The organism is Lysobacter niastensis, assembly GCF_015453285.1.
GTDB lineage: Bacteria > Pseudomonadota > Gammaproteobacteria > Xanthomonadales > Xanthomonadaceae > Lysobacter_J > Lysobacter_J niastensis.
Genome location: NZ_JADLZT010000004.1, coordinates 75,670 through 88,251 on the forward strand (window position 1 = coordinate 75,670; position 12,582 = coordinate 88,251).

Below are 12,582 nucleotides of genomic sequence, written 5' to 3' on the forward strand. Positions count from 1 at the left end.
CGATCGACGAAGGAACTGCCTGACATGGCGACTCTGTTGCGCATGCCCGAAGTGGCGGCGAATGCGACCCACGCGGTGCTCGCCGGCTGGAACAAGCAGGTCGGCGACGCCGTGGAGGTGGGCGAGGTGCTGGCCGACATCGAATCGGAGAAGGCGGTGGTCGAACTCGCTGCCGACGAGGCCGGAACGATCGGCCATCTGTTCGTGGCCGCCGGGCAGGAAGTCGAGGTCGGTGCTCCGATCGCGGTGTTGCTGGCGTCGGGCGAGACCGCGGCGGACGTCTCGGCCCTGTTGGCCGCATCCGCAAGTGCGATCGCACCCGAGCCCGTCCAGGACGCGGCAGCGATGGTGGAGCGTCCTGCAGCAACGCCGACTGCACCGGCCGGTCGTCTGTTCGCCAGCCCGTTGGCCAGGCGCTTGGCGCGCGAGCGCGGAATCGACCTGGCTACCTGCGTGGGCAGCGGGCCGAATGGCCGGATCGTCAAACGCGATGTTGAAGCCGCACGTCCGGCCGCCGCACCGGCAGCGCCCGCTGTTGTGGCGGTCGCCGCTGCCGCCGCGTACCGGGAGATCCCGCACAGCGCGATGCGGCGGACGATCGCCAAGCGCCTGACGGAGAGCAAGTCCAGCATTCCGCACTTCTACCTGACGGTCGATTGCCGCATGGATGCATTGCTGGCGCTGCGGGCCGGAATGAATGCAGCATCCGCGGCCGGCGCGACGCGAAAGATCTCGGTGAACGACTTCATCGTGCGCGCCGCGGCGCTGGCCCTGCTCGAAGTGCCCGAGGCGAACGTCGGCTGGACCGAGTCGGCGATGCGCCAGTACGCCAGCGCGGACATCGCGGTGGCGGTGTCCACCGACAACGGACTGATCACGCCGATCGTGCGCAATGCCGAAGCGAAATCGCTGCGGACGATCAGCACCGAGATTGCAGATCTGGCTGCGCGTGCCCGCGCCGGGCAACTGCAACCGGACGAATACCAGGGCGGCTCGTTCAGCATCAGCAACCTTGGCATGCATGGCGTCGACGAGTTCAGCGCCATCATCAATCCACCACAGGCCGCCATCCTCGCCGTGGGCGCGACCCGGCAGATGCCGGTGGTCGAGAACGGCGCGCTGGTCGTGGGCGAGGTGATGCGCTGCACGCTCTCGGTCGATCACCGCGCCATCGACGGCGCGCTGGCCGCGCACTGGCTGGCTGCGTTCAGGCGCGCGATCGAGTCGCCGCTGGCGCTGGTGGGTTGAACCGATGACCGATAGCGGGACGGATTTCGACGTGCTGATCGTCGGTGGCGGCCCCGGCGGCTACGTGGCCGCGATCCGCGCCGCGCAGCTCGGGTTGCGCACCGCGCTGGTCGAGAAGGACAAGCTGGGCGGCATCTGCCTCAACTGGGGCTGCATTCCGACCAAGGCGCTGCTGCGCTCGGCGGACGTGCTGCGCACGGTGAAGCACGCGGCGCAGTTCGGCGTGCGGGTGGCGGCGCCCCAGGCCGACGTGCCGGCGATGGTCGAGCGCTCGCGCGCCGTGGCCATGCAGCTCAACAAGGGCGTCGCGCAGCTGATGAAGAAGAACGGCGTGAGCGTGATCGCCGGGCATGCACGGCTGACCGGCAAGGGTCGCGTGCAGATTGAGTCGAACGATGCTTCGGCGACCAACGTGAGCGCCAATCACATCATCCTTGCGACGGGCGCGCGGGCACGCGAGCTTCCGGTGTTCCCGGCCGATGGCGGCGAGAGCGTGTGGACCTACCGCGAGGCGTTGGTGCCGCCGCGGCTTCCGTCGAGCATGCTCATCGTCGGTGCGGGTGCCATCGGCATCGAGTTCGCCTGCTTCTACCGCGCCGTGGGCGTGGAGGTCGCGGTCGTGGAGATGGCCGAGCGCATCCTTCCAATGGAGGACGAAGAAGTCTCGGCCCATGTGGCCGCCTCCCTGCAGCGCGACGGCATCAGATTGCATGCGGGCGCGACCATCCGCTCCGCCGTTCGGCGCGACGAACGCTGGCACGTCGAACTGCAGGACCAGACGATCCAGGCCGAGGTCGTGCTGGTCGCGGCCGGCATCGTCGGCAACGTCGAGGATCTGGGCCTGGAGAATACGGCGGTACGGGTCGAGAAGACCCACATCGTCACCGACGCCCACTGCCAGACCGCCGAACCCGGCGTTTACGCCATCGGCGACGTGGCCGGTGCGCCCTGGTTGGCGCACAAGGCCAGCCACGAGGGCCTGCTCTGCGTCGAACACATCGCCGGACTCGCGACCCATGCGCTGGATCCGCTGAAGATTCCTGCCTGCACCTACGGCCACCCGCAGGTGGCCAGCGTCGGCCTGACCGAAGCCAGGGCGAGGGCAGCGGGCCACCGCATCAAGGTCGGCAAGTTTCCCTTCGCGGCCAATGGCAAGGCCATCGCCATGGGCGCCACCGGCGGCTTCGCCAAGGTGGTGTTCGACGAAGTCAGCGGCGAACTGCTCGGCGCGCACATGGTTGGCGAGGAAGTGACCGAGATGATCCAGGGCTTCGTCATCGCTCAGACGCTGGAAACCACCGAAGCGGAACTGATGGCCGCGGTGCTGCCGCATCCGACGATGTCCGAGGCCATGCACGAAGCCGTGCTGGGCGCCTGGGGACGCACCTTGCATCTGTAACCGGTGGGAGTCGCGAGGACAGTCGATCGTCGTTGCCGATTCCCGGACATCCGCTGCAACTGGAGGATAAAGGCATGAGAAATCGTTGCTTCTTCAAGATGTTTGCGGCACTCGCCTTCATGCTGTCCAGTGCTTCGGTCAGCGCGCAGGCCGCGCTGACCGAGGACACCGGCTTCGGTACGAATCCCGGCAACCTGCGCATGTTCTATTACGTTCCGTCCGGCCTGCCGGCGGATGCGCCGCTGGTGGTGGTCGCCCCCGGCTGCGGGCAGACGGCGCAGGAAATGGCCGACGCCACGGGCTGGACCACGCTGGCCTGGCGCGACAAGTTCGCCCTGGTGTTCCCGCAGACGTCGACCGCCAACGAACCGACCGGCGGATGCTTCCGCACGTGGATGCCCGAGCATCAGGCGCGCGATGCCGGCGAGCCGCTGTCGGTCCGGCAGATGATCGAACGCATGCGCGCGCTGTACCCGCTGTCCACCACGCGCACCTACATCACCGGCATGTCGTCGGGCGGACACCTGACCAACGTGATGCTGGCGACCTACCCGGATGTCTTCGCCGCGGGCGCGCCGCAGTCCAGTTTCCCGTACAAGTGCGCGATGGCGTTCAGTGAATTGTCGATCTGCGCCCAGGCCGGTCGGAACTACACCGCGCTGCAGTGGGGCAACCTCGCGCGCAGCGGCTATCCGGGCTACAGCGGGCCGCGTCCACAAGTGCAGATCTGGCATGGCAGCCTCGACCCGTTGATCTACCTGCCCAACCAGTACCAGCAGGTCATGCAGTGGACGAATGTCCACGGCATCGATGCCGTGGTCGACTGGAGCGACTACCTGCTCTTCCATGTGCGCAATTCCTACAAGACGATCGCCGGCACTACCAAGGTGCAGACCATCACCGTGCAGAACATGGGGCATTACATCGCGGTCGATCCCGGCCTGGGTCCGCAGCAATGCGGCGCCATCAGCGCTTATTCGGCAGACTTCAACATCTGTTCCGCCTACTGGATCGGCCGCTTCTTCGATGTCGTGGACTGAAATGCTCGTTGCTTCTGGAGGATTGAAGGCATGAAACTCCGCTCCGTGTTCATGGCGCTGGCCTGCGCGGCCTTCAGCGCTTCCGCCTGTGCACAGGCCACGCTGACCGAGGACACCGGCTTCGGCACGAATCCCGGCCAACTGCGCATGTTCCACTACGTCCCCGCCGACCTGCCGGCGGGCGCACCGCTGGTGGTCGTCGCCCACGGCTGCATGCAGACGGCGCAGGGCATCGCCGACACCTCGGGCTGGACCACGCTGGCCGATCGCCACAAGGTCGCCCTGGTCTTCCCGCAGACGTCGAAGGAGAACGAGCCGTTCGCCGGCTGCTTCCGCACGTGGCTGCCCGAGCACCAGGCACGCGAAGCCGGCGAACCGCTGTCGGTCAGGCAGATGGTCGAGCGCATGCGCAAGCGGTTCAAGGTGTCCGCTTCGCGGACCTACATCACCGGCATGTCGTCGGGCGGGCACCTGACCAACGTGATGCTGGCGACCTATCCGGATGTCTTCGCCGCGGGCGCGCCGCAATCCAGCTTCCCCTACAAGTGTGCGATGGCCTTCGATCAACTCGCGCCGTGCGCCAAGGGCGAGCGTGACTACACCGCGCGGCAGTGGGGCGACCTGGCGCGCAGCGGTCATCCGGGCTACCGCGGACCGTGGCCGAAGGTGCAGATCTGGCACGGCAGCGCCGACCCGGTCATCCAGTTCCCCGGCCAGCGCCAGCAGGTCCTGCAGTGGACCGACGTCCATGGCATCGACGCGGTGGCCGACAAGGACGACGAGCTTCTCGGTCGTGCACGCAGCTCCTACGACGCGACGTCCGGTGGAACGGTGGTGCAGACCATCACGGTGCAGGGCATGGGCCACGCCGTCGCCATCGATCCGGGCACCGGTGCGCAGCAGTGCGGTACCACCGGTCCCTATGCAGCCGATGTCGATATCTGCGCGGCTTACTGGATCGGCCGCTTCTTCGGCGTTGTGGAGTAACGATGCAAACCCATCCACTGGACGCCCTGGCCGACCCTGGCCTGTTGAAGCGCAATGCCCTGGTGGGCGGCGCGTGGATCGACGGAGCCGATGAAGGCTTTGCCGTGAACGATCCCGCCACAGGCGCGCGCCTGGCCGTGGTGCCCAACCTCGGACCCGCCGATGCCGAGGCCGCCATCCAGGCGGCCAACGCGGCGTGGCCCGCGTGGCGGGTGATGCCCGCCAGGGAGCGCGCAGCCATCCTGCTGCGCTGGCACCGGCTGCTGCTCCAGCATGCCGACGACCTGGCCCGCATCCTGACCGCCGAGCAGGGCAAGCCCCTGGCCGAGGCGCGCGGCGAGGTGCTCTACGGTGCAAGCTTCATCGAATGGTTCGCCGAGGAAGGCAGGCGGATCTACGGCGAAACCATCCCGACGACCGACGCCGACAAGCGCTACCTGGCGATCAAGCAGCCGGTTGGCGTCTGTGCCGCGATCACGCCCTGGAACTTCCCGATCGCGATGATCACCCGCAAGGTCGCGCCGGCGTTGGCGGCGGGCTGCACCGTGGTGATCAAGCCGGCGGAGGCAACGCCGCTGTCCGCCCTGGCCGTGACCGAACTCGCGGAGCGCGCCGGTGTGCCGGCCGGCGTACTCAACGTGCTCACCGCCGATGCGGAGCATTCGATCGCCATCGGCAAGGTCCTGTGCGAAAGCCCGGTGGTGCGACACCTGTCCTTCACCGGCTCGACCGAAGTCGGGCGCATCCTGATGCGCCAGTGCGCACCGACGATCAAGAAGCTGTCGCTCGAGCTGGGCGGCAATGCTCCCTTCATCGTTTTCGACGACGCCGACCTGGACGCGGCCGTCGAAGGAGCCATGGCCAGCAAGTACCGCAATGCGGGCCAGACCTGCGTGTGTGCGAACCGCCTCTATGCGCAGGCCGGGATCTACGAGGCCTTCGTGGAAAAGCTGGCGGCCCGGGTCGCGGCCATCCAACTGGGAAATGGATTGGAAGTCGGCGTCGACCAGGGTCCCTTGATCGATGATGCGGCGGTGGCCAAGGTCGAGTTGCATGTGGCCGACGCGCTGGCGAAGGGCGCGCGGTTGATGGCCGGCGGCAGGCGTGCCGAAGGGCTGGGCCCACGCTTCTTCGAACCCACGGTGCTGGCGGATGCGAATCCGTCGATGCTCTGCTCGCGCGAAGAATCCTTCGGCCCCATTGCGCCGGTGTTCCGCTTCGATACGGAGCAGGAAGCAATCGCGCTCGCCAACGGCACCGAGTTCGGCCTTGCCAGCTACTTCTACAGCCGCGACATCGGCCGCATCTTCCGTGTCGGCGAGGCGCTGGAATGCGGCATGGTGGGCGTCAATACCGGGCTGATATCGACGGCCGAAGTGCCCTTCGGCGGCGTCAAGCAATCCGGCCTGGGGCGGGAAGGCGCGCGCCAGGGCATCGAGGACTACGTCGAGGTCAAGTACCTCTGCCTGGGCGGCATCCTGGACTAGCGCCCCGCCGCAACTGGCACGTGTCGCCTCATCGCACCTGGAAGAAATGTGGCTCTGAAGATCGTGTCTTCGGCGTCGTGACGCCATCGCCTAACCGGTGCCTCTCCGGACGCGAAGCCGTTGAAGCTGAAAGCTCCAGGCGCCGGCCGGAATGCTCAAGTTCCGAAGCTGGGAGCTACTCACGCCGGGCTCCCGATCCCCGTCGATGGTGAAAAAAGCATCACGCATGAGGGAACTTGCCGCGTACGCCGGGCGTGGGAGCCTCGTCACCGGAGCAGAAAGTCACATCGGCGGAGCAGCGAGCTCCGCCTCCGGGGCTGGCGATCCTCGTCGCCGGAGAAAACAGCATCAGCGTTGCAGCAAAACGTGTCTCGCGGACGCCGGGTGCGGATGCGGCGGCGCGCTCATGTGCCGAAATTAATCATCGAAGGGCCGTTTCAGCATCCTTCGGCGCGTCCGTCTTTCAATAATTAATTCAACGTCGCTGCGTATTTTTTCTGAGCATCGCGTCGCATCTTCGTGCGCCGGCGCATTTGTAGTCTGCGCACCCGGACGACGCGGCAGCACTCCAGTCCGACGGCTTGGGAGCCAGCGCTTTCCCGGCCGTCGTGATGCCCGGGCCACTTTCCTTTTCTGTGCACGGACAGTGCAGCGAACGTTCGTGGGCGACCGGCACGACGTTCCAGTGCAGCGGCGCGTTTTCGCTGGCGCTGCCGGGTCGCGCGTGCATGTTCGCCTCGGACAACACCACGGCGGCAAGAGGCACCGCTTGTCCGCTCCGCGTACGCGGGCGGCGCAACACGTGTTCAACAACAGACATCCACTTAGAGAGGGGGCTCTTCAAGTGCTAAACACCAAGCAACTGGCACTGATACTGGTGCTGGTCGGAACCGTACTGCTCTCCGCCTGTGGCGGGGGGAAGGGCAAGTCGGGCAAGCCCGGCGCATCGAACATCACCATCCAGATCAGCCCGTCGTCCGCCTCGGTCGCGACGGGTGGCGTTCAACAGTTCACCGCGACGGTGTCCGGCACGACGAACGCCGCGGTGACCTGGTCCGCCGCCGGCGCCGGCACGATCTCGACGACCGGTCTCTTCATGGCGGGCAGCAACCCAGGCAGTGCGACCGTGACGGCGACCAGCGTCGCCAGTCCCACCCGCTCCGCCTCGGTTGCCGTCACCGTCCTCCAGGCCGATACCGTTGCGCCGGCCATCACGTCGCGGGTGCCTGATGCGAACGCAGGCTCCGTCGACCCGATGCAGCCGATCACCGTCACCTTCAGCGAACCTGTCGTCGGCACGGGGATGGTGTTGAGTCTGAGCAACGGCAGCCAGGCGGTGCCGTTCACCCAGGTCATCCAGGGCAGCGTGCTGACCCTGGTGCCGACACCGGCCTCGCAACTGACCGGTGCGATGACGCTGTCCATCGCCGGTGCCCGCGATGCCGCCGGTAACGTCATGGCCACCACGACGTGGTCGTGGACGCTGCGCCCGCCTTCCGGCGACGACCTCGCGAACAACGGCTTCACCGGTCAGGACTTCCCGGGCCTGCGCGAATCGCTGACGCTCGCCAACTGCGACCCGACCCACCCGGACAACGCCAACTTCGCCGCCAACGTCATCAACGTCGGTCCGAACCAGCCGGTCACCAGCCTGAACCAGGTGGCGTGGGAGACGCTGCCGCCGCACACGATGGTGCGCATCCACCCTAAGGCGGACCCGTACAACGAGCGCATCTTCATCGTCAGCAGCGACATCAAGGTCTGCGGCATCAAGGATGCCAACGGCGCACGGCCGAAGCTGCTCGGATTGAATGCCCGGGTGCGCAACAGCAGCGCCCTGCAGAGCCAGATCGGCACACCGTCGCAGGAGTATTCGACGGTCAACCGCGGCATCGTCGCGATCGCCCGGGACAGCGGCATCCGGAACATCGCCGTCGAGGGCCTGAACCTGGCCGGCACCATGTCGCCGCCGTACTCCGGTGCGAACCACAGCGCCAGCTACATCGGCATGGACAACCTGTCCCACCCCTATAACAGCCACACCGGCTGCGTGTACGTATCCCGCGCGCAGAACGTCACCATCCGCGACAACGAAATGTCGTTCTGCCCGGTGGGCGTCTACGTGATCAGTCGCGGCCTGGACTACGGCGGTGACCACTACCTGACCCGCAACTTCCTGCTGGAAGCCAACTACTTCCACGACAACGGCCTGGTCGACGACTACAACGTGCACCAGGCGTACATCCAGGGCGTCAACTTCGTCGTCCAGTACAACTACTTCGGCGACCCCATCCGCTACGACATCGACAACAACGGCACCATCGACAACGACGAGGCGTCCAACGGCAACGACCTGAAGATGCGGACCGTCGGCGAACTGGTCCGCTACAACTACTTCGAGAACGGCGCCCATTCGATCGACCTGATCGACATCGAAGACTTCCGCCCGTCGGTGTTCCCGTGGTTCTTCCAGCGCCTGGCGGACCAGAGTCCGGGCGCGGTGACACCGGCGCTGCGCACCCAGATGGAGCGCGACTGGCTCAAGTACGACCACGGCAGCTACATGTACGGAAACATCTTCCGCCGGAACCACAACGTGCACGTCCAGACCATGGGCGCATCGATGGTGCACTTCGGCTCGGACAACAGCCCGATCGACGGCCGTCGCGGCAAGCTCTGGTTCTACTTCAACTCCATCCTCACCAGCCTCAACAAGAACAGCAGCGCCGGCGCGGCCACGTTGTTCAGTTGCTGCCTCGACAACGCCGACTCCTACGACTTTTACACCGGCAGCCTGGTGCTGGACGCCAACCACGTCGATTTCCACATGATCGCCAACGGCAAGGATTACGGCGTGATCCGGCGCAGGACGCCGACCGAGTTCTGGGGCCGTTATGTCGCCGTCAACAATGCCGTGCAGGTCATGAGCACCGGCAACGGCCTCACCAACGCGCAGCCGTTCCACTGGAACACCTACAAGGGCGAGCAGATCGAGTTGCGCCGCAATTACGTCACCAGCAACTGGAACCAGCCGCTGTGGAACGGCTACCCGACACCGGGCTATGGCGACAACGAGGTCGAGATCGACGACTTCACGTATCCCGGCGCCAACGACGTCCATCACGTAACCGGCGTGGCCAACCTGATGACCGGAGGACTGGCGCTCAGTCCGAACACCACCGCGCCACTCGCGGGCAGCCCGGTCTGCAATCAGGCCGTCGCGTGGACAGACGACATCCCGAACGCCGTCCGTCCGAGCTACCAGATCCGGTTGCAGGACAACGGCAATGGCGGATGGACGCCCGGTGTCCTGCTGGTCAGCGGCCGCAACGGGCACACCACGCTGGGGGCCAGCCAATGCAACTGATCCCCGTCCTGCGTCATGTGCTGTGGGTCGTTGCAGTGGGCAGCCTCGTCGCCTGCGGCGGCGGGGGCAAGAAAGGCGGCGGACAACCCGCGGCCGACACCGCGGCACCGCGCATCGTCAGCAGCGTGCCTGCCGACAACGCGGTCAACGTCGATCCGGCCACCGGCATCACCGTCAACTTCAACGAGCCGATCGTCATCCGCAGCGCGTCGGTCGTGTTGCGCGTGAACAATGCGCCGGTCGCGGCCACGGTCGGCAGCAACGGCAGCACGCTCAGCGTGCAGGCCGCCAACGCCGGGCTGTTCGGCGATGCGACGCTGTCCATCGCGGGTATCGCCGACGGCGCCGGTAACGTCATGGCGGACAGCCAGCTGAGATGGCGCTATCGCAGTCCCGCGGAAACCACGCCGCCCGCTGTCGTCCGGCTCGCGCCGGAGGCCCAGGCCGCGGGCGTGCCGTTGTCGGCGCAGATCTCGGTGCAGTTCAACGAGCCGGTCGCGATCCAGTCCGTCACGGTGGACCTGCGCGTGGGAACCACGGTCGTGCCCGCCACCGTCGCGCTGGCCGGCAACGACACCGTGCAGATCACGCCAAGCAATGCAGTACCGGCGGGCGTGGCGACGCTGTCCGTCGGCGGTGTCCGCGACCTTGCCGGCAATGCCGCGGCCAATGTCGCCTGGTCCTGGACATACTCCAGCGGCACTACGCAGGGCGGTCCGCTGCGTTCCGACAAGGTGGCCGGAGCTGGCATCGGTGGCAACGGCTACATCGACTATGGATGCACCAACGACGCGCAACGGCCTTCGGGCTGGAGCAGCGTGTTCGTTCGCGCCGGCTCCGCTGGCACCGGCACCCGGGCGAATCCTGTCGGGACGATCACCCAGGGCATCGCGGCGGCCGGCAGCAGCCCCGTCGTCCTCTGCGTTGCCACCGGCGCCTATGTCGAGAACGTCGACCTCGGCATGCAGCGCCGGCGCATCCTCGTGGGCGGCTTGAACGGCGCCTTCAGCGCACGCGATGCGATTGCCTTCCCCACGGCTGTGCGCCCGGCCGACGCCGGCCAGCACGTCCTTCGCGCCGAAGCACCGGTCGATCTGGTGATCGACGGATTCGTAGTGACCGGAAGCAATGACCGCGGCATCGCCGTGACTGCCTGGGATGCGAACGAGCGCGTCGCGCTGCGCAACAACCACGTCCACCACAACGGCTGCACAACGCCGGCCACGCGCACGGATTGCGGCGGCGTCGATGTCGGCGGCGGGCGCACGGTGGCGGTGGAGATCGCCAACAACGTCATCGAGGACAACGGCGGCGGCCACCACGGCGGTGGCGTCAACATCGGCGGCGGGACCACGAACCTGGGCGCGCTGCTGCAGACCACCAGCGCCAACGACGGGTTCGGCGACGTCGTATCGATGACGGGCCTCGTCGCCAACGTGCACCACAACATCATCCGCAGCAACCGTCTGTACGAGCCATCGCTTCCGCATGGCGCGGGGCTGTCGATCGGGATGCATGGCGATGTCCACCACAACGAGTTCTTCGGCAACGACACGCTGTCGGATGGCGATCATTACGGCGTCGGCGGCGGCCTGATCGGACAGCACGACCGCGGCGGAAGCGCATCGGTGGCATTGCTGGTCGTGCGCAACAACTGGTTCGAGGCCAACCGAGCCGGCAGGGCAGGGTCGGCGATCTTCCTCGACCAGTTCAACGTGGGCTATGTCTACAACAACGTGGTCGCCAGGAACTTCGGAACCGGCGCGATCCTGGTCGACGGCAACTGCGGCGACACCTGTGCGGGCCCGAACGGAAACCACGGCCGCAACTTCGTCACGATCCTCAACAACACGGTCGTGGACAACGAAGGCGCCGGCCTGGCCGTCCAGGACAGCACCGCGCATCTGTACTTCAACGTCTTCTGGCGGAATCGCGACAACGCGGTGGATGGAGATATCGCCTCGCTCAACGGTTCTCCGGGTGCCGACAACCGGGTGCGCGGCGCCTACAACATCATCGATGTCCGCGCCGCCGACTTCCCGCTGCTCAACGATTCGGCCAGCGGCGAGGGAGTGGCGAACCTGCTGCGCTCACTGCAGAACCAGGATTATCGACTGGGAGCCGAAAGCAGCTCTCTGCATCCGTATCAGATGCACCAGTCGTTTGTTCCCGCCATCACGCTGCCCATGGCTTTGCAGCCTCCCGCGGATGATTTCGACGGGACGCCACGGCCGGACAGTGCAGGGCTCTATCTGTACGGAGCCTACAACCGGTAGGGGCCATCGCAGGCGACCAGGCCACCCGGCGCACAATGCGCCGGGTGTGCCCGCAGCGCGAAGGCCCGTCGCCGGTGGTGCGTGCGATCCCGGTGTAGCTGCTTGGCGTGATTCGGCGTCAGGAAGGCTCCGGCTGTCACCCCGTCAAGTGCGCGCGGGCGCTTGCGGCGCACTCACGAATATCCGGCGACCCGCGCAGATGGCCCCCTCTCGGTCCGCAGGCTGTAGCGTTTGAGCCGCATCCCCGTGCACACCTCGCGCAAGCCGCGGCGGCAAGCCACGCGTCCGTTATCGGGGTTTCCTCGCCGTCATACGTCTTATCAGGGTCCTGGCGCCGTCATTCGCGACGATTATCCGCAAGCAGTGTCGCTCAGGCTGCGAGCCAAGTCCGTGCGGCGTTAGGCTTTCTCCCGTTTGACGGCCTCGGGCGCTACCGACACACTCCGGCCAACACCCCGGGTTGGGGTCTATTAGTAGTTAGGCACCATTCCAATCAATGACGCGTCCGATAAGCCCCTTAGAAGCATCGATCGTGGAGCGTGCCCTTGAGGTCGCTCCGACGGGCAACGCTACGCCAATGTTGGCGGAATCTATTAGGGTGCTGCAGGTCACAGCGGGCTGCACGTGCGGTTGTGCCACTGTCTGGTTCGGCCCTTACGGGGACGCTTCCACGGGCAAGATAGTTGCTGACGCCCGCGCCACCGCTGACGGCCAAGACATTGATGTAATCGTTTGGGCCAGCCAAGGAGCAATTGTCGGTCTAGAGCTAGTTGGGACA

General features: G+C 66.4%; 7 protein-coding genes. All 7 read left to right on the forward strand.

The window, feature by feature from the left end:
* Positions 1 to 24: 24 nt before the first annotated feature.
* The 7 genes from IU514_RS07910 (at position 25) to IU514_RS07940 (ending at position 11,804) form a co-directional block, all read left to right on the forward strand.
* On the forward strand, positions 25 to 1,248 hold the full coding sequence (locus IU514_RS07910; protein WP_194930563.1) for a pyruvate dehydrogenase complex dihydrolipoamide acetyltransferase: 1,224 nt from the start codon (positions 25 to 27) through the stop codon (positions 1,246 to 1,248).
* Positions 1,249 to 1,252: 4 nt separating this feature from the next.
* Entirely contained in the window at positions 1,253 to 2,647 is a 1,395-nt protein-coding gene (gene lpdA / locus IU514_RS07915) for a dihydrolipoyl dehydrogenase (protein WP_194930564.1), read from the forward strand.
* Positions 2,648 to 2,721: 74 nt separating this feature from the next.
* Entirely contained in the window at positions 2,722 to 3,687 is a 966-nt protein-coding gene (locus IU514_RS07920) for an extracellular catalytic domain type 1 short-chain-length polyhydroxyalkanoate depolymerase (protein WP_194930565.1), read from the forward strand.
* A 30-nt stretch (positions 3,688 to 3,717) separates the two neighbouring features.
* Positions 3,718 to 4,674 carry an extracellular catalytic domain type 1 short-chain-length polyhydroxyalkanoate depolymerase gene (locus tag IU514_RS07925; RefSeq protein WP_194930566.1) on the forward strand — a complete coding sequence of 319 codons (957 nt, stop codon included), beginning with the start codon at positions 3,718 to 3,720 and terminating at the stop codon, positions 4,672 to 4,674.
* A 2-nt stretch (positions 4,675 to 4,676) separates the two neighbouring features.
* Positions 4,677 to 6,161, forward strand: a complete 1,485-nt coding sequence (locus IU514_RS07930; RefSeq protein WP_194930567.1) for an NAD-dependent succinate-semialdehyde dehydrogenase — start codon at positions 4,677 to 4,679, stop codon at positions 6,159 to 6,161.
* Between the two features lie 844 nt (positions 6,162 to 7,005).
* The gene (locus IU514_RS07935; protein ID WP_194930568.1) at positions 7,006 to 9,528 is read left to right on the forward strand and encodes an Ig-like domain-containing protein; all 2,523 of its coding nucleotides are present in this window, start codon (positions 7,006 to 7,008) and stop codon (positions 9,526 to 9,528) included.
* Positions 9,519 to 11,804, forward strand: a complete 2,286-nt coding sequence (locus tag IU514_RS07940; RefSeq protein WP_194930569.1) for an Ig-like domain-containing protein — start codon at positions 9,519 to 9,521, stop codon at positions 11,802 to 11,804. Before IU514_RS07935 ends, IU514_RS07940 begins: the two co-directional genes overlap by 10 nt.
* The last annotated feature ends 778 nt before the right edge of the window (positions 11,805 to 12,582 follow it).